The sequence below is a fragment of the Corynebacterium sp. CNJ-954 genome (assembly GCF_001942345.1).
Taxonomy (GTDB): domain Bacteria; phylum Actinomycetota; class Actinomycetes; order Mycobacteriales; family Mycobacteriaceae; genus Corynebacterium.
The window spans coordinates 32,007-53,877 of the sequence record NZ_MKKI01000006.1 but is presented as its reverse complement, the minus strand read 5'-3'; the positions used below and the strand labels follow the sequence as shown (position 1 = coordinate 53,877).

21 protein-coding genes, 5 tRNA genes and 1 pseudogene are annotated in these 21,871 nt (G+C 65.3%); 8 read left to right on the top strand and 19 right to left on the bottom strand.

Annotated elements, in window-relative coordinates; translation table 11 throughout:
• Window positions 1–325 precede the first annotated feature (325 nt).
• The 4 genes from murA to BJF89_RS03760 all read right to left on the bottom strand — a co-directional run bounded on the left by murA (window position 326) and on the right by BJF89_RS03760 (window position 3,960).
• Complete coding sequence (gene murA, locus BJF89_RS03775) at window positions 326–1,606, bottom strand: UDP-N-acetylglucosamine 1-carboxyvinyltransferase (RefSeq protein WP_075812371.1); 1,281 nt, start codon at window positions 1,604–1,606, stop codon at window positions 326–328.
• A 21-nt stretch (window positions 1,607–1,627) separates the two neighbouring features.
• Window positions 1,628–2,476: an acetate metabolism transcriptional regulator RamA gene (gene ramA, locus BJF89_RS03770; protein ID WP_075812357.1), complete on the bottom strand. Its 849-nt coding sequence runs from the start codon at window positions 2,474–2,476 to the stop codon at window positions 1,628–1,630.
• A gap of 199 nt (window positions 2,477–2,675) precedes the next feature.
• Window positions 2,676–3,158 carry a DUF2505 family protein gene (locus tag BJF89_RS03765; RefSeq protein ID WP_075812355.1) on the bottom strand — a complete coding sequence of 161 codons (483 nt, stop codon included), beginning with the start codon at window positions 3,156–3,158 and terminating at the stop codon, window positions 2,676–2,678.
• A gap of 1 nt (window position 3,159) precedes the next feature.
• Window positions 3,160–3,960: an enoyl-CoA hydratase-related protein gene (locus BJF89_RS03760; RefSeq protein WP_075812353.1), complete on the bottom strand. Its 801-nt coding sequence runs from the start codon at window positions 3,958–3,960 to the stop codon at window positions 3,160–3,162.
• A gap of 151 nt (window positions 3,961–4,111) precedes the next feature.
• On the opposite strand from BJF89_RS03760, the gene cysK reads away from it, so the two are divergent.
• On the top strand, window positions 4,112–5,047 hold the full coding sequence (gene cysK / locus BJF89_RS03755; protein WP_075812351.1) for a cysteine synthase A: 936 nt from the start codon (window positions 4,112–4,114) through the stop codon (window positions 5,045–5,047).
• Window positions 5,048–5,202: 155 nt separating this feature from the next.
• Window positions 5,203–5,786: pseudogene (epsC, locus tag BJF89_RS03750) on the top strand (serine O-acetyltransferase EpsC).
• On the opposite strand, the gene BJF89_RS03745 reads toward epsC, so the two are convergent.
• From BJF89_RS03745 to BJF89_RS03695, 11 genes are all read right to left on the bottom strand, one after another.
• On the bottom strand, window positions 5,783–6,070 hold the full coding sequence (locus BJF89_RS03745; RefSeq protein WP_158026030.1) for a GNAT family N-acetyltransferase: 288 nt from the start codon (window positions 6,068–6,070) through the stop codon (window positions 5,783–5,785). The pseudogene epsC and the gene BJF89_RS03745 sit on opposite strands and share 4 nt — an antisense overlap.
• Before the next feature lie 86 nt (window positions 6,071–6,156).
• Window positions 6,157–6,229: transfer RNA gene (locus tag BJF89_RS03740), tRNA-Phe, on the bottom strand.
• A gap of 32 nt (window positions 6,230–6,261) precedes the next feature.
• Window positions 6,262–6,338: transfer RNA gene (locus BJF89_RS03735), tRNA-Asp, on the bottom strand.
• An 88-nt stretch (window positions 6,339–6,426) separates the two neighbouring features.
• Complete coding sequence (locus tag BJF89_RS03730) at window positions 6,427–7,362, bottom strand: MsnO8 family LLM class oxidoreductase (protein WP_075812347.1); 936 nt, start codon at window positions 7,360–7,362, stop codon at window positions 6,427–6,429.
• 83 nt (window positions 7,363–7,445) lie between these two features.
• Window positions 7,446–7,519, bottom strand: a tRNA-Asp gene (locus tag BJF89_RS03725).
• A gap of 35 nt (window positions 7,520–7,554) precedes the next feature.
• Window positions 7,555–7,627: transfer RNA gene (locus BJF89_RS03720), tRNA-Glu, on the bottom strand.
• Between the two features lie 116 nt (window positions 7,628–7,743).
• Complete coding sequence (locus BJF89_RS03715; protein WP_075812345.1) at window positions 7,744–8,478, bottom strand: YggS family pyridoxal phosphate-dependent enzyme; 735 nt, start codon at window positions 8,476–8,478, stop codon at window positions 7,744–7,746.
• 28 nt (window positions 8,479–8,506) lie between these two features.
• Window positions 8,507–10,543, bottom strand: a complete 2,037-nt coding sequence (gene pabB, locus BJF89_RS03710; protein ID WP_075812369.1) for an aminodeoxychorismate synthase component I — start codon at window positions 10,541–10,543, stop codon at window positions 8,507–8,509.
• Window positions 10,544–10,558: 15 nt separating this feature from the next.
• A complete protein-coding gene (locus BJF89_RS03705; protein WP_083650472.1) occupies window positions 10,559–10,852 on the bottom strand; it encodes a metal-sensitive transcriptional regulator in 294 nt (97 codons plus the stop codon).
• A gap of 38 nt (window positions 10,853–10,890) precedes the next feature.
• Window positions 10,891–13,329: a phosphoenolpyruvate synthase gene (gene ppsA, locus BJF89_RS03700; RefSeq protein ID WP_075812341.1), complete on the bottom strand. Its 2,439-nt coding sequence runs from the start codon at window positions 13,327–13,329 to the stop codon at window positions 10,891–10,893.
• A gap of 36 nt (window positions 13,330–13,365) precedes the next feature.
• Window positions 13,366–14,169: a pyruvate, water dikinase regulatory protein gene (locus BJF89_RS03695; RefSeq protein ID WP_075812339.1), complete on the bottom strand. Its 804-nt coding sequence runs from the start codon at window positions 14,167–14,169 to the stop codon at window positions 13,366–13,368.
• A 212-nt stretch (window positions 14,170–14,381) separates the two neighbouring features.
• Between BJF89_RS03695 and BJF89_RS03690 the strand changes: the two genes are divergently transcribed.
• The 4 genes from BJF89_RS03690 to BJF89_RS19295 all read left to right on the top strand — a co-directional run bounded on the left by BJF89_RS03690 (window position 14,382) and on the right by BJF89_RS19295 (window position 16,800).
• The gene (locus tag BJF89_RS03690) at window positions 14,382–14,933 is read left to right on the top strand and encodes an LppP/LprE family lipoprotein (RefSeq protein WP_075812337.1); all 552 of its coding nucleotides are present in this window, start codon (window positions 14,382–14,384) and stop codon (window positions 14,931–14,933) included.
• A gap of 35 nt (window positions 14,934–14,968) precedes the next feature.
• Window positions 14,969–15,361 carry a MerR family transcriptional regulator gene (locus tag BJF89_RS03685; RefSeq protein ID WP_222843799.1) on the top strand — a complete coding sequence of 131 codons (393 nt, stop codon included), beginning with the start codon at window positions 14,969–14,971 and terminating at the stop codon, window positions 15,359–15,361.
• A gap of 252 nt (window positions 15,362–15,613) precedes the next feature.
• A complete protein-coding gene (locus BJF89_RS19300; protein ID WP_255372476.1) occupies window positions 15,614–16,372 on the top strand; it encodes a DNA glycosylase AlkZ-like family protein in 759 nt (252 codons plus the stop codon).
• The gene (locus BJF89_RS19295; protein ID WP_255372477.1) at window positions 16,261–16,800 is read left to right on the top strand and encodes a DNA glycosylase AlkZ-like family protein; all 540 of its coding nucleotides are present in this window, start codon (window positions 16,261–16,263) and stop codon (window positions 16,798–16,800) included. Before BJF89_RS19300 ends, BJF89_RS19295 begins: the two co-directional genes overlap by 112 nt.
• 251 nt (window positions 16,801–17,051) lie before the next feature.
• Here the strand turns inward: BJF89_RS19295 and BJF89_RS18810 are convergent, their stop codons facing one another.
• The 3 genes from BJF89_RS18810 to BJF89_RS03670 all read right to left on the bottom strand — a co-directional run bounded on the left by BJF89_RS18810 (window position 17,052) and on the right by BJF89_RS03670 (window position 19,079).
• Complete coding sequence (locus BJF89_RS18810; protein WP_158026029.1) at window positions 17,052–17,204, bottom strand: hypothetical protein; 153 nt, start codon at window positions 17,202–17,204, stop codon at window positions 17,052–17,054.
• Window positions 17,205–17,454: 250 nt separating this feature from the next.
• Window positions 17,455–17,527: transfer RNA gene (locus BJF89_RS03675), tRNA-Lys, on the bottom strand.
• A gap of 49 nt (window positions 17,528–17,576) precedes the next feature.
• A complete protein-coding gene (locus BJF89_RS03670) occupies window positions 17,577–19,079 on the bottom strand; it encodes an acetyl-CoA hydrolase/transferase family protein (RefSeq protein WP_075812335.1) in 1,503 nt (500 codons plus the stop codon).
• Window positions 19,080–19,299: 220 nt separating this feature from the next.
• Here BJF89_RS03670 and dusB point away from each other — a divergent pair, with 220 nt between their 5' ends.
• Together dusB and phoU are read left to right on the top strand one after the other, a co-directional pair.
• Window positions 19,300–20,499 carry a tRNA dihydrouridine synthase DusB gene (dusB, locus tag BJF89_RS03665; RefSeq protein ID WP_075812333.1) on the top strand — a complete coding sequence of 400 codons (1,200 nt, stop codon included), beginning with the start codon at window positions 19,300–19,302 and terminating at the stop codon, window positions 20,497–20,499.
• Between the two features lie 65 nt (window positions 20,500–20,564).
• Window positions 20,565–21,302 carry a phosphate signaling complex protein PhoU gene (gene phoU / locus BJF89_RS03660; RefSeq protein WP_075812331.1) on the top strand — a complete coding sequence of 246 codons (738 nt, stop codon included), beginning with the start codon at window positions 20,565–20,567 and terminating at the stop codon, window positions 21,300–21,302.
• Here the strand turns inward: phoU and BJF89_RS03655 are convergent.
• Window positions 21,299–21,817 carry a gluconokinase gene (locus tag BJF89_RS03655; RefSeq protein ID WP_075812329.1) on the bottom strand — a complete coding sequence of 173 codons (519 nt, stop codon included), beginning with the start codon at window positions 21,815–21,817 and terminating at the stop codon, window positions 21,299–21,301. The two genes, phoU and BJF89_RS03655, sit on opposite strands and share 4 nt — an antisense overlap.
• Between the last annotated feature and the right edge of the window lie 54 nt (window positions 21,818–21,871).

Genomic DNA, 21,871 nt, shown 5'->3' with positions numbered 1-21,871 from the left:
AAAGAACAATATTTAACAAGCAATCACGCTTGCCGGTACCATCCCAAACCACCGCGCCACACAACCGGTGCGACAAAAAATACTTGGTTTGTTACGCTATTGAGTTCTCAAACAACACACGCACACAACAACACCCACCAAAAAACAAGGGGGAAGCCACTGCGGCTGATTCACAAGGTACACCACCAGATTACCGGAAAGCAACCCGAAGGTTAACAACCGATCACGGCCAACCCTGCCGTCGCAACCACCAGAACATCATCCCGGCGTCTCGCTGACTCGCATCAATCTACACACACCCCCACCACACCCACAAACCCCCAGGTCAGTGCTTGTGATGGCGGCCTTCGCCCCCGGACTGCCGCTCGACGGTGGCGCCGAGCTCGACGAGCTTCTCGACGAACCCCGGATAGCCACGGTCGATGTGGAAGACGTCGTTCACCTGGGTGACACCGTCAGCACACAGGCCGGCAAGAACCAGACCTGCTCCGGCACGGATGTCGGAAGACCAGACAGGTGCGGAGCTGAGCTCAGTCACGCCTCGGATGCTCACGTGGTGCCCGTCGATAGTCATGTCCGCGCCGAGTCGCGTCATCTCATCGACGAAACGGAACCGCGACTCGAAGATGTTCTCCGTGATCACGCTCATTCCCTCACTCACCGCGCACAGCGCGATGGCCATCGGCTGCAGGTCGGTCGGGAACCCGGGGAACGGAAGGGTCTGGTAGTCCACCGCGGTCGGTCGCTCTTCCTGCGACACCCGGAACCCCGTCGGGTAGGTCTCGACCTTCGCGCCGGCCAACTTGAGTTTTTCAAGAACCAGGTGCAGATGGGCCGGGTCGATACCGCCGACCGTGATGTCGCCGCGCGTCATGGCCGCCGCATAGGCCCAGGTGCCCGCGACGATCCGGTCGCCGACGACCTCATGCTCGACCGGGTTCAGTTTCTTGACGCCGGTGACGGTGATCGTGTTACTGCCTTCACCTTCCAGCTGCGCCCCCATGTCACGGAGCATGAGACACAGGTCCACGATCTCCGGTTCGCGGGCTGCGTTGTCCAGGATCGTGGTCCCCTCGGCGAGCACCGCAGCCGTGAGGATGTTCTCCGTCGCCCCGACCGACGGGAAGTCCAGCATGATCTTCGCACCGGTGAGCTTCTCGGTCTCAGTGACGACGCAGCCGTGCTCGATGCGCGTCTTCGCCCCCAGCTTCTCCAGCCCCGACTGGTGCATGTCGAGGGGCCGGCTACCGATCGCGTCCCCACCCGGAAGTGCGACAACCGCCCGGTGACACCGGGCGGTCAAAGGCCCGAGAACGCAGACGGAGGCTCGGAACTGCCGGACCGCGTCAATGTCTGCGTCCGAGGAAATCTCGGCGGGTGTGTGGATCGTGACCGTCGACCCGTCGAGCTCGACCTTGCAGCCCAGCCCCCTGAGCACGTCCGCCATGTAGGGGACGTCCGCAATGTCGGGACAGTTACTCAGGACTGTCGTCCCCTCCGCGAGGAGCGCTGCCGACATGAGCTTCAGGACGCTGTTCTTGGCCCCGTCCACCCGGACCGAACCGTTGAGACGGGCACCACCAGTTACAAGGAAATGATCTTTCACCCGTCCCATCCTACCCGGGGATCAGGGAAGAGCACCGATCCTGCGAGCGGCGTTGACCGCCTCGTACCGCGTGTGGGCCCCGAGCTTGCGCATGACCGATCGAAGGTAGCTCTTCACCGTCTCCGCGCCGATTCCCATCTCCTCCGCAGCCTCCACGTTGGTGTGCCCCAGTGCAACGCAGGCGAGGACGTCGAGTTCACGGGCTGAGAGCTTCGTCGTCTGCTTGACCCGGACCGGGCTGACCATCTGATCGCAGAGAATTTCGAGGTCACGACGAATTTCGTCGTCGACGACCCGGTTGGCGAGCATACGCAGGCGCGAGTGAGTCGCCCTGACCTGCTCCCACTCTGCACCGGTCATCGACCGAGGTGGCTTCGCCGAGGACTCCCGGGCCCCTCCCCCCTCCGACCGACGCAGCGCGATATTGACGGCGAGATCCTGCTCCAGCACCCGGGCCGTCATCGTGACTTCCTCGAGCACCTTGTCCCCCATCCGTACCGGCGAGTGCACTCCCGCATAGAGGACCCCGCGCATGTCCCGTCCGACGATGACCGGGACGGCGACGATGGAGTGCAGCCCCTCGTCCCGCACGGGGCGGTCGTACTCGTGGGAGATGGATTTGGCACGTGCGTAGTCGGAGACACCGACCGGACGGCGGGTCGCCATCACCCGGCCCCCGACACCCTGACCGGAGTCGATGGTGAGGTTGTTGAGCGCCGGGGTACGTAACCCCACCCACTGGTTGATCACCATGCGCCCGTCAGGCTGGCACGACCCGAACATCGTGACGGGGATGCCCGTCGAGTTCTTCAGTGACGACAGAGCTGATCGGATGGCGTCGTCATCATCCCGGTGACGCTGCTGCTCCACGGCGCACCTTTCTGTTGTGATCGAATGTCACCCCCGATCAGGTCACACCCGAGTGCGGGGGAACACGGGGTTTACAGACCTTGAGTATAGAAAGGTCTGAGTCTTCCCCCAAAACACGCTGGTCCGAGCCCCACTCCCCCGTACCGGGGTTCGTTCCCCACCCCCGGGAAACAAAAGCCGGACACCCCCGTTTCCCTACCTACTCCGTGGCCAGGCGACGGATCCTCTCGAGACCGCCGTCGACCGTCTTGTCCGCGCTCTCCACGAGCTTCTTGGCGATCTTCCCTCCCAGCAGCGGAATTCCGACCTCGGCGATGACCTCCGCATTGACGGTGACGGAGGTGTCGTCGGCCCTCGTGTAGGCCATCACCACGGTCATCGTCCCCATCCCCTTGGGCAACGGAGTGACTGTCGTGGACGTGAAACCGTCATCCTCGATCACCGTGATATCCGAGGTCTGTTCCATACTGAATCCGGTGCTGCCGTCGTCCTTCTCACTGGCCGCGACGACGCGGGCATGCACCGAGCCGTCGTCGTTGACCTCCCGCTCTGCTTCCGTCACGACGAGTTTCGACGTCGATGTCTCGTCGACGGTCAGCAGGTAGGTCTCCGATGACGCGACCTCGTGGACCTTCTCCAGGGGCACGTCGATCGTCCTGGTGAGTTCTGCACTCTTCGACATGTCAGCGGTGCCTCCACTCGGGCTTGCGCTTCTCGACGAAGGCGCTCATCCCCTCTTTCTGGTCCTCGGTGGCGAACAGCCCCCAGAATGCCTCCCGTTCCTGACGCATCCCTTCGAGCAGCGGAGTGTTCAGCGCCGCATCAACAGCCTCCGTCGCCGCGGCCAGGGCCACCGACGACTGGGCCGCCACCGAGTCCGCGACGGTGGCGACCTCGTCGAGGAACCCGTCCGCCGCGAGCACGCGTGACACGAGACCGGAACGTTCGGCTTCCTCCGCACCCATCATCCGGCCGGTGAGGATCAGGTCCATGGCCTTGTACTTCCCGACGGCCCGGGTGAGTCGCTGTGTACCACCCATCCCCGGGATGACACCGAGCGTGATCTCCGGTTGCCCGAATTTGGCCTTCTCACTGGCCAGGATGATGTCGCCCATCATCGCCAGTTCACATCCGCCTCCGAGTGCGAACCCGGAGACGGCCGTGATGATCGGCGTCTGGACCGTGGTGACACGCTCCCACATGGCGTAGAAACGCTTCATCTTGATGTCCGGCCACGTCTGGTCCTTCATCTGCGTGATGTCGGCGCCCGCGGCGAACGCCTTCTCGGAACCGGTGATGACGATCGCCCGGACCGACGGATCGGCGTCGAACTGCTCGAGAGCACCGACGACCTCCTCCATGACGGTCTGATTCAACGCGTTGAGGGCTTTGGGGCGGTTGAGCGTGATGGTCGCGACCGCCCCGTCGACTCCCCCGGTACTCGTGATGATGGTTTCGGCGTCATGCCCTGTCTGTTCAGTCATAACCCGATTGTGTCACAGGATCCCGCCCTGCAGGCGTGCTCCACATTGATACCCGTGGCGAGGTGGGACAACATTGTGTACACTGGCCCCGGAATACAGACAGACCGATCGGTCTGTTGGCCTGAGGGAAACGAAAGGACCATTCACCAGCATGGCTAAGATCTACGAGAACATCACTGACCTGATCGGCAACACCCCTCTGGTGAAGCTGAGCAAGCTGACCGAGGGGCTCCCCGGCACCGTCGCGGTGAAGCTCGAGTCCGCCAACCCCGGCAACTCCGTCAAGGACCGTATCGGTGTGGCGATCATCGAAGCTGCCGAGAAGGACGGTTCCCTCAAGCCCGGCGGCACGATCGTCGAGGCCACGTCCGGCAACACCGGCATCGCACTGGCCACCGTCGGCGCAGCGCGCGGCTACAAGGTCATCCTGACGATGCCGGAGTCGATGTCCCTGGAGCGGCGCATCATGCTCCGTGCCCTGGGTGCCGAGCTGGTCCTCACTCCCCCGCCCGCCGGCATGCAGGGTGCCGTGGACAAGGCCAACGAGATCGTCGAATCGACCGAGAACGCGGTCCTGGCACGCCAGTTCGCCAACCCCGCCAACCCCGAGGTCCACTACAAGACCACCGGTCCGGAGATCTGGGAGGACACCGACGGCAAGGTCGACGTCTTCATCGCCGGCGTCGGCACCGGCGGGACGATCTCAGGTGCCGGCAAGTACCTCAAGGAACAGAACGAGAACGTCCGCGTCGTCGGTGTCGAGCCGAAGGACTCCCCCCTTCTCACCGAAGGGACGTTCGGTCCGCACAAGATCCAGGGCATCGGCACCAACTTCTTCCCGGACAACCTCAACAAGGACATCCTGGACGACGTCTACGACGCCACCATCGACGACTCCGTCAAGTACGCCCGCGAGCTCGCGGCCCAGGAAGGCATCCTGGTCGGCATCTCCACCGGCGCCAACATCTGGGCTGCACTTGAGGAGGCGAAGAAGCCGGAGAACGAAGGCAAGCTGATCGTCGCGATCGTCGCCGACTTCGGCGAGCGCTACGTGTCGACCCTCCTGTTCGACGACCTGCGCGATTAAGTAGACGGCGCACCCGACCCTCACGGCCCCGGAGCACGGAAACGTCCGTATCATCAGGTGACACCCACCTGCACGGACGTCACCGAGCACCGAGGCCGTTTTCCATGCAGAACCGAGAAACACCTTTACGCCCGAGAAGAAGGAGGACTCCACCGGTGAGTCTGCTGCGCACGATCAAGGAAGACCTGGACAACGCAAGGACACACGACCCCGCAGCGCGTGGGGACCTGGAGAATGCCCTGGTGTACTCCGGTCTCCACGCGATCTGGAGTCACCGGATCTCGCATCGCCTGTGGGAACGCGGCGCCAAGGGCCCAGCACGCATTCTCAGCCAGTTCACGCGGTTCCTCACCGGTATCGAGATCCACCCGGGCGCCACAATCGGCCGACGGTTCTTCATCGACCACGGCATGGGCGTGGTGATCGGTGAAACCGCCGAGATCGGGGACGACGTGATGCTGTACCACGGCGTCACCCTCGGCGGATCTGAGCTGGTCCAGCGTAAGCGCCACCCCACGATCGGGACGGCGTGATGGTCGGTGCCGGTGCCAAGGTTCTCGGCCCCATCACCATCGGTGCGCGCTCGGCCATCGGCGCCAATTCGGTGGTCACCAAGGATGCACCGGCAGACTCGATCCTCATCGGCGCGCCTGCGAAAGTCCGCCACCGTAAGGCAGAGGAGCGCACTCCCCTGGTCGACCCCGCCGGCTATGTCAACGACATGCAGAACAACATCTAGCGCACCATGTCGGCGTACTCGGGGTTCTTGGCAATGAACCCCTCCACCGCCGAGCAGCTCGGGAGAACCCCGAAACCCTCGGCGCGGGTGGCGTCCAATGCCGCGGAGATCAACGGGCCCGACAGCCCCCGCCCCCGGAATGCGGGGTCGATGAGTGTGTGGTTGAAGTCGCGGACCTGGCCCAGCTGGACGTACTCTGCGTAGCCGGCGACTGCGTCCCCGATCTGCAGGACGTAACGGCTGCCGTCGACGTCATGGGTCACGGAAATGTTCTCGGTACTCATGGTCACGAGTGTAGGCCTTCCCGCAGAGTGCACACCGAAAGGCAACATCCCCCTCGGCACCGGAGTACCGAGGGGGATGTTCGCTGTGCCCAGACCAGGGATCGAACCAGGGACCTTACACTTTTCAGGCGTACGCTCTACCAACTGAGCTATCTGGGCAAGAAAGCCCGGAGGAGGATCCTCGGACTATCTGGCGACCCTGACGAGACTTGAACTCGCGACCTCCGCCGTGACAGGGCGGCGCGCTAACCAACTGCGCCACAGGGCCATGCACCATCAGCGGTCTGACCTATGTCGATCGCTGTGCACGATGGGTTACTGTACACAGCACCCCGGTAGACAGACAAATGCAATGGTCAGCCGTCCGCGGCGGACAGAATCTCCGCCAACAGCCCGTCACTGCGCGCCTGCCCGTCGGGATCCGGAGATCCTCCCGTCACCAGGATCTCCGTGGCCCCGGTTTTCTCGGTGAGCGTAGTGACAGCGGCGGTGACGTCGTCCGGACTGCCGTATATCGTCGCCTCGAGCCCACGCGCGATACGGTGGCGCTGCTGGGCCGTCAGCTCGGCTTCGTCCAGTGCTGCAGCAGGCTGCAGCGGCATGAACCGTCCCGTACTCCTCGACAGCACCTGCGCCCACACCTCGGGCAGGACAAGTGCCCGTGCCTCCTCGCGGCTCTCCGCCACCGCAATCTGACAGGAGACGACGGAACCCTCCACGTAGGCGGGACGGGGCCCACCGAGGATGATGCCGAGCCCCAGCTGCCGGGCCGTCTCCAGGGACCGCGGCGAACCCCCGGTCAACAGAAACAGCGAGGGAGGATTGTCGACGGTCGGCCGCAACGTCACCGGCGTTTCCCCTCGCAGATACCGGACGACCTCACGGAGGTCCGCAACGAAGTCTGCGCGCGCGTCCCCGGCGTCCTCCGGCTGCCGGAGCGCCTGCCTGACTGCCGGGGTGAACCCCGGGGACGAGCCGAGTCCGATGTCGACCCTGCCGGGGAACAGGGACTCCAGCACCGCGGCCTGTTCAGCCACGACGATCGGCGCATGGTCGGGGACCATGATCCCGGCCGTCCCGAGCCGGATCGTGTCCGTCGCCTGCCCCACTGCGGCGGCGAGAATGCCGGGCGCACTGCCTGCGATGCCGGGAACAGCGTGGTGCTCGGCGACGAGAAAACGGTGGTAGCCGAGTTCCTCGGCGCGCTCCGCCCGGTCCACGACGGCCCGCACCGCCTCAGCGTCGGTGGAGCCGTCGACGGTGTTGGCCCGGTCAAGAAGGGAGTAGCGCATGTCCCCCAACCTAGGCCATCCGGGGGAAGCACGGACAACGCAGCGGGCACACACCGTGTGGTGTGTGCCCGCTGCGTTTACTGCGACCCTGACGAGACTTGAACTCGCGACCTCCGCCGTGACAGGGCGGCGCGCTAACCAACTGCGCCACAGGGCCATTATCTGGTTGTACGGAAGACGAATCTTTCGCAGTACTCCCAACGGGATTCGAACCCGTGTTGCCGCCGTGAAAGGGCGGAGTCCTAGGCCACTAGACGATGGGAGCCCTACCTCAAGCAGAAGAGCGCACGAGAACCGTGTCCGCTTCTGTTCGGCAGCCCGTTCAGAATAAACTACCGACCACCGATTCACCAACACGGAGAGCAAATGGCATGTCAGAGCCTATTTCTTCGAGTAGTCCCGGGCCCCGAAGATTGCCGTACCGACACGGACACATGTCGCTCCCTCCTCAATTGCGGTGCGGAAGTCGCCCGACATCCCCATGGACAGTTCGGTCAACAACTCCGGATCCACAATCCCCTCACGTCGCGTGCTGTCCCTGATATCCCGCAACTGGGAGAAACACCTCCGGACTTCGCCGATGTCATCGGTGTTGGAGGCCACGGTCATGAAACCGCGCACACGGAGACGGTCGCACCGGGCCGCCGCAGCGAGGATCGTCCCGACGTCCTGGGGTGCAGCACCTGTCTTCGCCTCTTCGCCGGAGGTGTTCACCTGGACCAGGACATCCAGCGTGCGGTCCAGCCCGTCCAGTCTGCGTTGCAGTGCCTCGGCGAGCCTGACCGAATCCAGCGCCTGGAACTCATGGGCGTGCTCCGCGATGACCTTGGCCTTGTTGGTCTGCAGGTGGCCGATCGCGATCCACCGCACCGGCAGGTCAGACATCTCGACCGCCTTCCGTTGGACCTCCTGCGGCTTGTTCTCGGCGAACTCGTGCATGCCTGCCGCCACCGCAGAGCGGAGACGCTCGACCGGCACCGTCTTGCTGACAGGCAGGAGCCGTACCTCCGCGGGGTCCCGTCCTGCCTCCAGTGCCGCAGCGTCAACCTGCGCGCGAACGGCGGCGACAGCGTCCCGGAGGTCTTTCACGTCGTCGTGTTCCCCATCGTTGTGCATACCGACCGAGACTAGTCGAGCATGCGCTTCAGAGTCTCAGCAGCGGCGTCGCCTTGACCACCGTCTCCTCGTACTCGCCGTCCGGCGTGGACTGGGCCACCACGGCCCCACCCACCCCGTAACTCAGACGTGCGAACGAACCGTCTCCGGCATACTCGGCGACGAGAGTCCGGATCACCACGGAGAGGTCCACGGAACCGTCCAACGAGAAGTACCCGATCGCACCGCTGTAGATCCCCCGCGGACGGTCCTCAATGTCCTCGAGGATACGCATCGTCCGTTCCTTCGGGGCGCCGGTCATCGACCCGGGAGGGAACGCGGCACGTACGGCGTCAGTGCCGCTGAGGCCGTGGGCCAGTTCCGCAGTGACCGTGCTGACCAGCTGGTGGACCGTCGCGTAACTCTCCACGGCGAAGATCTCCGGCACGTCGACGGTGCCCGGCGCGGCGACGCGGCCGAGATCATGACGGACCAGGTCGACGATCATGAGGTTCTCCGCACGGTCTTTCTCACTCGCACGGAGTTCGGCGCGGATACCCTCGTCCGCCTCGTCCGACTTCCCCACCGGCCGGGTCCCCTTGATCGGCGAGGACGTGACGTGTCCTTCCGCATCGACGCTGAGGAACCGCTCCGGGGAGGTCGACATCACCGTCGCACCAGGTAGGCGCAGGTAGGCACCGAACGGAGCCGGGTTGTCACGCCGCAACCGGTGGTAGATCTCCAGGGTGTCGGGTGGTCCCGACGCAGGAGCCGCCTCGAGCGTGGTCGTCAGGCAGGCCTCGTAGGTTTCTCCCTCACCGATCAGCCGTTGGATCTCCCGGACCTTGGCCGTGTAGTTGTCCCGCCCGTGGAGCTCGACGGTCAGGGAACCGTCGCCACAGTGTTCTGCCTGATCCACAGACAGCGTCCGCACGATACGGGCGACGTCCTCCTGCCACCGCTCACCGTGCGCCCCGTCAAGCGCCAGGAGTCGGACCTCGTCCTCCTCATGGTCGATGACGACGGCCCGGTCGAGGAACAGCAGACCGGCATCGGGTACCGGGGAGGCGTGCCGGTTCGCGGCGCCCTCTCCACCGGAACAGTCGCTCTTCACTCCGTAGCCGAGGTACCCGACCCAGCCGAGTCGGAAGCCACCGGTCGCCGACGGGTCGGAGGGGCCGTCGGTGATGTTCCACGTGGCCAGGTCCGCCTGCAGCCAGCTCAGGACGTCGTCGCCGACGACCTCCCGGTGGCCGTCCCGGGTGACCTCCAGCGTCCCGGCGCCGGCGTCGGCGGTGACGACCGTGTCCGAGGTGCCCATGATGCTGAACCTCGCCCGGGGGTCCCGGTCGCGGTTCCCGTCCAGCCACACCGCGTGCCGGGTGAGTGCGGCGTCGCCGTAGAGGCGGTGGAACAGTTCCTCGGAGAGGAGCCGGGAATCACCACCGGGCAGGGGTACCGTCCGCACCCGCACACGGCGGACCGTGCCGTGGGCCCGGGTCATGGCGGTGAAGTTCGCCAGCAGGTCACGACCGTGGCTGGACTTCACCGACTCCGGGTGGAACTGGACCCCCCACAGCCGCGCATCGGGGACGCTGAGGCCCATCACCGTCCCGTCGGCGCTGCGCGCGGAGATCTCGATGCCCGCTGGGACGTCCGACACTGCCAGCGAGTGGTAGCGCACGACGTCGAATGACGCGGGCAGCCCGTGGAACAGGTCACTGCCGTTGTGCTCGATACGGGAGAGTCGACCGTGCACGGGCTCCGACGCGGGACCGACCGTCGCCCCGTACATGTGGGCGATGAGCTGGTGCCCGAGACAGATGCCCAGCACCGGCAGACCGAGTTCCACGGCGCTGCGGATGACGTCCGTGCAGATGCCGACGTCGGCGGGCTTCAGCGGCGTTCCGGGCCCCGGCGAGATGACCACGTTGTCGACGGTCGCCAGGAGGTCTCGCCCGTCGGATGCCCAGCCGTCCCAGTCGTTCGCGACGACGACGGGGGCGACACCGTTGACCCGGGTGAGATCGTGCACAAGGTTCCAGGTGAACGAATCGTGGTTGTCGATGAGCAGCGTTCGGATCACCGGGATCACATTACGTCACGCCAGGGACAGGAAGAGCTTCTCCATCTCGTCCTCCCAGTCTTCCGGGACGTCGCCGTCCTCTGCGTTGAGGCAGTCCCGCATGCCGCCGGAGATCGCCTTGACCCCGGCGCGGTCCAGTGCGCGGGACACGGCGGCGAGCTGGGTGACGATGTCCCGGCACTCGCGGCCGTTCTCGATCATCGTGATGACCCCGTCGAGTTGGCCACGGGCGCGCCGCAGTCTCTTCAGAACGGCGTCGGACGTCGGATCGGTGAGTTTCACTGGAAGCTCCTGGAGAGGTCGGATCATGTGAGGGGGATACTTTCGTCACTATACCCGGGCCGACACTACGTGTTCCCGCCTCCGTCCGACTCCCCGGCCAGAGCCAGCCACGTCTTCACGACGGTGTCCGGTGTCAGCGACATCGACCCGATGCCCTGTCCCACCAGCCACTCCGCGAAACCCGGGTGGTCGGACGGTCCCTGCCCGCAGATGCCGACGTACTTGTCGCGCGCCACGCAGGTGCTGATGACCGATCCGATCACCTTCAGCACCGCCGGGTCACGTTCGTCGAAGTCGTGGGCGACCAGGTCAGAATCGCGGTCGACGCCGAGAACGAGTTGGGTCATGTCATTCGACCCGATGGAGAAACCGTCGACGTGGTCGAGGAACTCGTCGGCCAGGAGGTAGTTCGACGGCACCTCGCACATCATCACGACCTGCAGCCCCTTCCCCGCCGCGTCCTCTGCCCCGGATCCACGTTCCAGCCCGTGGGTCGCCATGACCTCGAGCACGTCCTGCAGCTCGTCCACGGTGCGCACGAAGGGGACCATGATGCGGACGTTGGTCAGCCCCATCTCCTCACGGACCCGTCGTAACGCCTCACACTCCAGGGCGAAGCAGTCCCGGAACTCCTCGGACACGTAGCGCGCCGCACCCCGGTAGCCGATCATGGGGTTCTCCTCCTTCGGCTCGAACTGCTCGCCGGCGAGGAGGTTCGCGTACTCGTTGGTCTTGAAGTCCGACAGCCGCACGATGACCGGTTTCGGGTCGAAGGCCGCGGCGATCGTCGACACACCTTCAGCCACCCGGCGGATGAAGAACTCCTCCGGGGACGGGTACGCCGCGGTGAGTTCGTCGACCTGTGTCCGCACCTCGTCAGACAGCGAGTCCCGTTCCAGTAGTGCCCTGGGGTGCACCCCTATCTGCCGGTTGATGATGAACTCCATCCGCGCCAGCCCGACACCTTCGTTGGGCAGTGACGAGAACGCGAACGCCTGGTCAGGGGTCGCGACGTTCATCATCAACTTCGTCGGGATCTCCGGCATCGCGTCCAGCCGGGTCTCCTTCTCCTCGAAGGCGACGGCACCGCGGTAGACCCGGCCCGTGTCTCCCTCGGCACACGAGACTGTCACCTCGTCGCCGTCGGGCAGTACGGATGTTGCGTCGCCTGTACCGACGATGGCGGGGATGCCCAGTTCCCGGGCGATGATCGCGGCATGGCAGGTCCGTCCCCCACGCTCGGTGATGATCGCCGACGCCCGCTTCATCACCGGTTCCCAGTCCGGGTCGGTGATCTCGGCGACGAGCACGTCCCCGGTGTCCATCGTGTCCATGTCGCGGATGGAGCGCAGGACGCGCACCGGGCCTGACCCGATACGTTGACCGATGGACCGGCCTTCCGCGAGGACCTCGGCTGAGTCGGCCGCCGCGCGGTCGATCTCGAACCGGGTCAGGACCTGACCGTCCTGCCCCCTCCGGGACACCACGGTTTCCGGCCGGGCCTGCAGGATGTAGAGCTGACCGTCCACCCCGTCGCGCCCCCACTCGATGTCCATGGGGCGTCCGTAATGCTCCTCGATCGCGACGGCGTGGCGGGCCAACGCGGTGACCTCGTCATCGTCGATGGAGAACTGTACGCGGTCGGCGGGGTCGACGTCCTCCCACCGGGTCGCTGAATCTATGCCGGTCCCTTCTGCATAGCGCATCGCGACCGCCTTCTCCCCCACGGTGCGGGAGAGGACGGCGTCCTTGCCGGACTTCCCGTCCTTGATCGCGGGCTTGTAGACATAGAACTCGTCCGGGTTCACGGCACCCTGCACCACAGCCTCACCGAGACCGTAGGAGGAGGTGATGAACACCGCGCGGTCGAATCCGGACTCCGTGTCCACAGTGAACATCACGCCGGACGCCCCGACGTCGGTTCGCACCATCCGTTGGATGCCGGCGGAGAGGGCGACGTCGGCGTGCACGAACCCGTGGTGGACACGGTAGGAGATCGCCCGGTCGTTGTAGAGAGAGGCGAAGACCGCCTTCACCGCCTCGAGAAGGTTGTCGATACCCCCGATGTTCAGGAAGGTCTCCTGCTGACCGGCGAAGGACGCGTCCGGGAGGTCCTCGGCCGTGGCGCTGGAGCGGACCGCCCAGGTGACGTCGTCCGGGTGGGGGTCGGCAGCGACGAGGTCCTCGTAGGCGTCCCGGATGTCGCGTTCCAGCTCCTGTGGGAAGGGCTGATCCAGGATCCATCCGCGGATCTGCTCCCCCCGTCGGGAGAGTTCGGTGACGTCGTCGGTGTCGAGGTCCTCGAGTATCCCCTCGATCTTCTTGTCGAGGCCGTTGACGGCGAGGAAGTCACGGAATGCGTCCGCGGTGGTGGCGAAACCACCGGGGACCCGTACTCCGGCGTCGGCGAGATTGACGACCATTTCACCGAGTGAGGCATTCTTGCCGCCGACCTGGGCGACGTCGTCCATGCCGATGTCAGTGAACGCGAGGATGGTGGTCATGGTGGTGTCCTGTTCATTTCCGGGGATGGTGGGTCCCTACGGCTGTCGCAGATTCATCCTGGTGAGAATGACGCTGGACATCTCCTCGACGCTCATGGCATGGGAGTCGACGTAGGGGATCTTGTGGGAACGGTAGAGTTTCTCCGCCTGGCGGAGTTCCGTACGGCACTGGGGGACGCTGGCGTACCGGCTGCCGGGTCGGCGTTCCCCGCGGACCTGGCTGAGCCGTTGCACCGTGGTGGTCAGTCCGAACAGTCTGTCCTGGAAGGCTGCGACAGCGTCCGGGAGGTGACCGGGGGTGTCATCGTCCGTCAACGGGTAGTTGGCGACCCTCAGCCCGTGCTGCAGTGCCAGGTACATCGCCGTCGGTGTTTTTCCGCACCGGGACGGGGCGAGGATGATGAGGTCCGCACTGTCCAGGCCGCGGAAACTCGCGGCATCGTCATGCTCGATGGTGTACTCCACGGCGTTGATACGGTCGTGGTAGCGGCCGGGGTCACCAACCCGGTGATACTCCGTCGCCGTACCCGTCCGCTCTGCGCCCAGGAACTGTTCCAGGTGGGTCAGATGGGTACCGAGCAGGTCGATGACCTCGCCGGAGGCTTCCGAGACAATGTCCGCGACCGCGGCATCCCTGATCGTGACGAAGACGATCGGTACGTCGCCGTCCTCCCCCGCGATCGTCGTGACCGCCCGGGCCGCGGCTTCCACGGAGTCAACGAACGGGAGGACCCGTCTGCGGAACGAGAACCCGGGGAACTGGGCGAGCAGCGCATTACCCTGGGTCTCCGCCGTGATGCCCGTGCTGTCGGACACGAAGAAAACAGGCCTGGGCACCATGCGCCACCACCTCCACCTTCCGTATAGACGCCAGCACGAGACCACCCGACTTTAACACCGGACCTTGTCGCAGATGTCCGAATCCACCCCCGTTCAGGCCTAGCTGTCGCCGGTTGGACATGTAACGTTCCACCCCTGACGTTCGGTCGCACCAGGTGCAAGGCTTTCACCATCATCACAGCACCACTGATGTTCCGGAAAGGAGTCGAGCAATGACCTCCCGGACACATACGACACACCACCCCCGGATCCTTGCGGCCACAGCGGCCACACTTCTTGTCGTCGGCGGAACCGCTGCGACTGTCGCCACCAGTGCAGCGCAGGGGCCGCCCCCGTCCGCCACTGTTCCCGCACCGGGCGCGCCCTCGCCCGAGGAGGCGGCACAGATCGCCGCAGCGCGGACCCCCGCCACCAGTCTCGGCCCGTGGACGGCCGAGGGTGCCGACACCACCGCCTACAACCCTGACCTGCCGCTCTCGGCGGTCGTCCTCAACCTCGACGGCGCAACCGGAAGCTCACCGCAGCAGGTCGCCCTGTTCGACCACGGCGTATACGTCGGTACCACCGTCCCGGACAGCTACCCGTACCAGCAGGTGACCCGCACCGCCGGCAACATCGTCCAGGTTGACTACCGGTTCCTGCTCCCCGGAGACACCACTGCAGATCCGAGCGGTACGGCAACGTCCCACTACGTCCTCTATCCGCAGCACATCGAACGCACCGGGGCACTACCGCCCGGCGGTGGTGTGCCCCCGGCCAGGTGACACCGGAACCTGGCTCGGCACGTACTGCGACGGGCATGGCTGACGATGAACCACTGGGGATCGGTGACCTGGCGGAGCGCATCGGGGTGACACCCCGTGCACTGCGACACTACGAACAACAGCAGCTCATCTCACCCGGACGCATGGAGAACGGCTACCGGTTCTACGACCGGACGCTGGCGGTACGTGCCGCCAACATCACGAAGCTCTTCGACCTCGGACTCAGTGCCGACGACATCCGTCCCCAGGTCGACGAAGGGTGTCTCGACACCCCCATCGAGCAGCGTCCTGCATGCCAGGCGGAACTCGCGCCGATTCATGCACGACTGGACACGCTGGATGAGCTCATTGCCCGTCTCGATCGGTCCAGGGACCGGTTACGGAAGCATGCGGACAGCATCGCCGCCTCGCTCGGCCAGCCCCACTGACCCGGGCGTCCGCGACCTCTCCGTCGTCTCATTCCCCGTCGGGTTGACCCTGACGCTAGCGGCACAGTCCTACGTTCGTTCGATCAGACGTTCCCGACCCAACGAGGATCATCCCCATGCCCGCATCCCCGCGCCCGACCTCGGCAACTCCGTCCATGAGATGGCTACCTGGTCTGTTGCTCGCGACGTTCGTCATCGGGACGGACGATTTCATCATCGCTGGCATCCTCTGACTCGCGGTAGGCTGAAGCGATGAGCGTACAGGTGTCCAGAGACGATGTCATCGCTTTCCGGCTGCGTGCACACCACCTCGCCGGCCGTCTGGACCAGGGCGGCCTGCTCGATGCCGTCGGAGCGTGCGGCATCCAAAACAGCCCACCGGGGTCGGCACTGCTCGCGCTGCATGCTCGGGCCCAGAGCGTCTCCCAGGAGAAAGTCGACGAAGCCGTCGCAGACGACAAGAGCCTGATGCAGAGCTGGTGCATGCGCGGCTCGCCGTTCTACTTTTCGACCCGCGACGCACCGGTGTTCACCACCGGCGTGCTCCCGCCGACCGAAGATGCGATGCGCCAGTTCATCCGCGGGGCCGGTTCCTCGGTGGACAAGCTCGATCTCAGTCTCACCGACGCCGTGGACCTGACCAAGGCTGAGGTCGGCACGGTGCTGGCCGGTCGCTGCCTGGCGATCGACAAGCTCGGGGCCGATATCGCGGAGCGGATCGCCGACACTCTCCCGGCGGAGCAGCGCCGCCTGTGGAACCAGGAGGGCCCTCATGCCGCCGGCCAGCCCCTCGGCGAGGCCATCGTGCACTTCTGCACCCGGATCCTCACTCTGCAGGGCGTCGTCTGCTTCGCTCCCCGGAGGACAACACGGCCCCGTTCGTGCTGGTCGAGGAGTGGCTGGGCGAGCCGATCCCGGACGTCGACCCGGAGACGGCGCGGGCCGACCTGCTGCGCCGCTACCTACACTGCTACGGCCCGTCGACCAAAGCCGACTTCGCGACCTGGTTAGGCGTCCGAGCCGGCGACGCCAACCCCTGGTGGGACCGTGTCGAAAGCGAACTAACCGAGGTCGATTTCGGGCGAAAAACGTGGATCCTGACCGATGACGTCGACGCTCTGCAGTCGCCCCGCGCAGTGCGGGGCGTGCGCCTGCTCCCGCCCCGCGACCCGTACACGCAGATGCGTGACCGCGAGACCATCGTCGACAAGAAGCACCACAAGGCAGTGTGGAAGACCGTCGGCGCCCCCGGCACGATCCTCTCCGACGGTGCGATCATCGGCACCTGGCGCCCGCGTAAGAACGGGAAGAAGTTGACGATCACAGTCACACCTTTCGAGGGTCTCGACGCGAGCGTCGAGAAGCAGCTCCGTGCCGAAGCCGAGCAAGTCGCAACACTGCGCGGTGCCTCAAAGCTCGACGTCGAGTTTGATGCCTGAATCGCTTCGCGCACGAAGGTCATCGGACCATATTCTGAAGGGACATTCTCTACCGACAACTGCTCAGCTGCCGACCGCAGGTAGCGCAGCCACCGGCTGAGGGTCGGCCCGCTGTCCCGCGCGTAAGAGCTGCGTCGAGGTGGGCAGCTCAGGTCGTCATCACAATGCCCGTGCCGAAGATGCGTACATCGATGCGCAAGCGCGGCAAAGGGGTCGGCCTCCAACGTCTTGCACACAGCTTTCACTGCGTCCTACTGCTGTTCGGTCGCTTCCGCCACGGCGGGAGGTCTCGCCCCGTCTGAGCGCAGCGGTCGTGCCATCGGCATTGTCGCAGCGGGGCTCATGGTGTCCCTGGCCGTCCGTCGTTTCACCGCCAGCGCATCTGCCGACCAGTGACGTGCCATGGATCATCATGGTCAGCCCTCTCCCCTCCTCTCGAAAGCGCGGAACTCCCGGCGCGCTCAGACTGCCGACACGACGCTGAGAACAAATCAGCGTTGAGACGACGACCTCAGGGTGGGTTTGACGTCCAGAACCACCCCCTCGTGGTCGTCTCAGCCCCATGCCCACGCAGCGCCCGCATCCCGCCCCGTGTCCCGGTACCCAGTAACGCAAAACCCCCGGTCAGTCAGTGACCGGGGGCTGTGCTGTTTGTGGGCCCTGTGGGGCTCGAACCCACGACCTGCGGATTAAAAGTCCGTAGCTCTACCAACTGAGCTAAAGGCCCGCAAACGCACCCCGCCGGGCGAGGTGCGTCGTTCAGTCTAGTGCATGCACTACTTCTGCATCGAACCGGTCTCCAGGAACCGGGTGTGGAACTCGAAGGCCTTCGACAGGTCGTGCGGGGTCTGCTGGAACTTGCTCTTGGACGCGGCCTCGACGTACTCCTCCAGCAGCGGCTTGTAGGAGTCGTGGGCGATGTCGATCATCTTCTTCACGCGGTCACGCGGTGCCAGGCCACGCAGGTCGGCGAATCCGTTCTCCGTGATGATCACCATGGCGTCGTGCTCGTGGTGGTCGATGTGAGAGGCGAAGGGCACGATGGCGGAGATGTCGCCACCCTTGGCGACCGACGGACTGATGAACGAGGAGACCTGCGCATTACGGGTGAAGTCACCCGAGCCGCCGATGCCGTTCATCACGCGCGAACCCGACACGTTGGTGGAGTTGATGTTCCCGTAGATGTCGGCCTCGATCATGCCGTTGGTGGCGATCAGTCCGAGTCGGCGGATGACCTCAGGGTGGTTGGAGACCTGCTGCGGGCGCAGGATGATGTTCTCGCGGTAGCGTGCCGCCTCCGAGTTCATCTTCTCCGCGTACTCGGGGGACAGGGAGAAGGAGGTCGCCGAGGCGACGGTCATCTTGCCGGCGTCGATCAGGTCGACCATGCCGTCCTGGATGACCTCGGTGTAGGCGGTGATGTTCTCGAACTTCGAGTCCAGGAGCCCCGCCATCACGGCGTTGGGCACATTGCCCACACCGGACTGCATGATGTAGCGGTCGTACGCCAGACGACCGGCACGGACCTCGCCCTCCAGGAAGTCGAGGAAGTAGCCGGCGATCTTCTTCGAGGTCTCGTCCGCCGGGGTGAACGGTGCGTTGCGGTCAGGGCGGTCGGTCTCGACGACGGCGACGACCTTGCTGGTGTCGAACTCGAGGGCCGTGCCGCCGATGCGGTCACCCGGGGCGGTGATGCCGATGGGGGTGCGCTGCCCGGCAGGCTCGATGCGGTAGATGTCGTGCATGCCCTCGAGGTCGCGGGACTGCCACTCGTTGATCTCGATGATCACCTTGTCCGCGGCGTCGATGTACTCGATGTTGTTGCCCACCGCCGAGGACGGGACGACCGTGCCGTCCTCCCGGATGGCGACAGCCTCGATGATGGCGACGTCGAACTTGCCGAAGAAGCCCTCCTGCACCTGCTTACCGAGGTGGGAGAGGTGAATGTCCCAGTACTTCGCCTCACCGGCGTTGATCTGCCCACGCAGGACCGGGTCGGAGTTGTAGGGGGTACGGAAACTGATGGCGTTGGCCTCGGCAAGGACACCGTCGCAGTCGACGGCGGTTGAGGCGCCGGTGAACAGCTCGATCTGGAAGTCGTCACCACGGTCGTGAGCCGCCTTGGCGCGCTCGGCGATGGCGGTCGGGAGGGCCTTGGGGTAACCCGCCCCGGTGAATCCGGAGGTGCCCACCTTGTCACCGTTGTTGACGAACTCCGCAGCCTCCTGCGCGGTCATGACCTTCGACTTCAGCCCGCTGTGTGCGATGCGATCAGACACTCTTTCTCCTCAATTTGTCCCGTTGTAATCGGAATTATCTCTGCAAATATCACAATTTGTTTCTGTAGCAAACGTGACCTCTGCCACCATTGATAGCACACCAGTGCCGAACGACGGCAGTTCACAGGACTGTGCGGGTGTGACCACACACTCCCGAGTGTAATAGCCCTCCAGATCACATCGCTTTGCACCTCCCCCGCCCTGGTGTGAGAATCAGGGGGTGAGCACCCCAACGACCACCGCACCTGCACCCGCACTCTCCATCGGCCGCTTCGACCTCGACTCCCCCGTCGTCCTGGCTCCGATGGCAGGGGTGACCAACGTCGCCTTCCGGACGCTGTGCCGGGAACAGGAACGCGAACGCATGGGAAGTGTCGCCGGGCTCTACGTCTGTGAGATGGTCACCGCACGCGCACTGGTGGAGCGCAATCCGAAGACGATGCACATGACCACGTTCGCGGCGGACGAGGACCCCCGCAGTCTGCAGCTCTACACGACCGACCCGGAGTACACCTACCGTGCGGCGCGGATGATCGCCGAGGAGGACCTCGCCGACCATATCGACATGAACTTCGGTTGCCCGGTCCCCAAGGTCACCCGGCGCGGCGGCGGCTCCGCACTACCGTTCAAGAGGCGCCTCTACGCGTCCATCGTGCGGGCGGCCGTCAGGGGCGTCTCGGACGCCGGGCACCCCGAGATACCGGTGACGGTGAAGTTCCGCGTCGGGATCGACGACGAGCACCACACCCACCTGGACGCCGGACGTATCGCCGCCGACGAGGGCGCGGCAGCCGTCGCATGTCACGGTCGTACCGCCGCGCAGCGGTACTCGGGTACCGCGGACTGGGAGCAGATCGCCCGGTTGGTGGACCACATGGACGGCACCGGTGTCCCTGTCCTGGGCAACGGCGACATCTTCAAGGCGTCCGACGCAGCGACGATGATGGCCCGGACCGGATGTGACGGAGTCGTCGTCGGCCGCGGGTGTCTGGGCCGGCCCTGGCTCTTCGCCGAGCTCTCCGCCAACCTCCGTGGACTCCCCGTCCCCGAGGAGCCCACCCTCGCCGAGGTCTGCCGCATCATCATGCGGCACGCCGAACTCCTGTCCGCCCATGAGGGCGAGAAGTACGGGGTACGCGAGATGCGCAAGCACATGGCCTGGTACATGCGCGGCTTCCCCGCCGGCGGGGACGTCCGTCGGCAGCTCTCCCAGATCACCGACCTGGAGTCACTGCGCACGGTCCTCGACCCGATGTGGGATTCGGACGCCAGGGCCGTTGACGCCGACGGTGCCCGCGGCCGCCAGGGATCGCCCGGCAAGGTCGCCCTGCCGGACGGCTGGCTCGACGACCCCGAGGACCTGAGCAGTGCAGTTCCGGAAGATCCCGAGGCCGACGGAGCAGCCACCAACGGCGGTTAATGACTCGGGCAAAAGTACCCGGTATTCACCGAGCGGAATAGCCCTCTCACCCGTACACTGGCGCCATGCGTACCGTGTATCAGGAACAGATGCGGATCTTCGCCCATGAACTCGCGGTCATGGCCGACCAGGTCCGGCAGATGATGTCGCAGGCGTGTGACGCCCTGTTCAACCAGGACATCGACACCGCAGAGCAGGTCCTCACGTCGGTCTCGGCCATCGAGGAGCTCCGCCAGAGTGCTGAGACACGGTCCTTCGAGCTGCTGGCGTTGGAGGGCCCCGTCGCCCGCGACCTCCGGCAGGTCGTCTCCGGTACCTACATCGTGGAGGATCTCGCCCGTATGGCGACCCTCGCGGTCCACATCGCCCGTACGGCCCGCCGCAGGCACCCCGAGTCCGCGGTACCGGAGATCACGCAGCCCTACTTCCGTGAGATGGCACGGCTGGTCGACGGCATAGGTGAGAAGTTGCATGATGTGCTTGTGACCTATGACCCCGAAAAGGCGATGGAACTGGCTCTCGACGACGATGCGGTCGACGACCTCCACGAGCACATGTTCCACATCACCGGCAAGAAGGAGTGGCCCTACCCGGTCTCCGCGGCGGTGGATGTGACGCTGCTCTCCCGGTTCTTCGAACGCTACTCGGATCACGCGGTGAACATCGGGACCCGCGTGGTCTACCTGGCGACCGGGAAGCGTCCCCAGGAGTACGAGCTGTCACGCCGCTCCGAAGAGCAGCAGGAGACGATGCGCGAGCAGTTCGACGAGATCCGTCGCCGTTACGGGTCTGACTCGTTCTAGTCGGCCCGACTGGCCACGGACAGCGCCGCCAGCGCGGCGTCGGCCAGGACCTCCGGGGGTTGTGCAGCATCCACCCGCACTCCCGGTTCATCTGCCCGGAGACGTTCCAGTTCGGCGTACTGCGCCTGCAGGACGTCCTCCTCAGGATAGGCCCCGGTACGCTTCAACGACCGCTCCCGGATGACGTCGGCGGTGCCGTGGACGTGCACGAAGAACACGAAACCTTCTGCTTCACGGAAGATGTCCCGCGCGCGGCGCCCCAACCCCAGGCTCACCACGACCGTCGAATTCCCCTGCTCCGCCTGCTCGGTGAGCCAGTCACGGATGGCGTAGGCCCACGGCAGCCGTTCCTCCGGCGTGAGAAAACCACCCTCCTGCATCTTCCGACGGACGTCATCGGGCTGCAGGTCCACCGCAGTGGCCGCGGTGAAACCGGTGCGCTTCTGCAGTTCTGCGGCGAGCGGCGCCTTGCCACTGCCGCTCACCCCCATCAGGACGATATGTACCGGTGCCATCACCGACTCCTTTCCACTGTGCCCCCACTCTGGCACAGAACGGGCGACGGGGGT

Coding starts and splice junctions, on each gene's coding strand:
- phoU (WP_075812331.1), top strand. CDS start 20,565: ATGCGTACCGTGTATCAGGAACAGATGCGGATCTTCGCCCATGAACTC.
- BJF89_RS03765 (WP_075812355.1), bottom strand. CDS start 3,158: ATGTCGAAGAGTGCAGAACTCACCAGGACGATCGACGTGCCCCTGGAG.
- ppsA (WP_075812341.1), bottom strand. CDS start 13,329: ATGACCACCATCCTCGCGTTCACTGACATCGGCATGGACGACGTCGCC.
- BJF89_RS03655 (WP_075812329.1), bottom strand. CDS start 21,817: ATGGCACCGGTACATATCGTCCTGATGGGGGTGAGCGGCAGTGGCAAG.
- BJF89_RS03690 (WP_075812337.1), top strand. CDS start 14,382: ATGACCTCCCGGACACATACGACACACCACCCCCGGATCCTTGCGGCC.
- BJF89_RS03685 (WP_222843799.1), top strand. CDS start 14,969: ATGGCTGACGATGAACCACTGGGGATCGGTGACCTGGCGGAGCGCATC.
- BJF89_RS03695 (WP_075812339.1), bottom strand. CDS start 14,169: ATGGTGCCCAGGCCTGTTTTCTTCGTGTCCGACAGCACGGGCATCACG.
- BJF89_RS03760 (WP_075812353.1), bottom strand. CDS start 3,960: ATGACTGAACAGACAGGGCATGACGCCGAAACCATCATCACGAGTACC.
- BJF89_RS18810 (WP_158026029.1), bottom strand. CDS start 17,204: ATGGCACGTCACTGGTCGGCAGATGCGCTGGCGGTGAAACGACGGACG.
- BJF89_RS03705 (WP_083650472.1), bottom strand. CDS start 10,852: ATGATCCGACCTCTCCAGGAGCTTCCAGTGAAACTCACCGATCCGACG.
- BJF89_RS03745 (WP_158026030.1), bottom strand. CDS start 6,070: ATGAGTACCGAGAACATTTCCGTGACCCATGACGTCGACGGCAGCCGT.
- BJF89_RS19300 (WP_255372476.1), top strand. CDS start 15,614: ATGAGCGTACAGGTGTCCAGAGACGATGTCATCGCTTTCCGGCTGCGT.
- cysK (WP_075812351.1), top strand. CDS start 4,112: ATGGCTAAGATCTACGAGAACATCACTGACCTGATCGGCAACACCCCT.
- BJF89_RS03715 (WP_075812345.1), bottom strand. CDS start 8,478: ATGCACAACGATGGGGAACACGACGACGTGAAAGACCTCCGGGACGCT.
- BJF89_RS03730 (WP_075812347.1), bottom strand. CDS start 7,362: ATGCGCTACTCCCTTCTTGACCGGGCCAACACCGTCGACGGCTCCACC.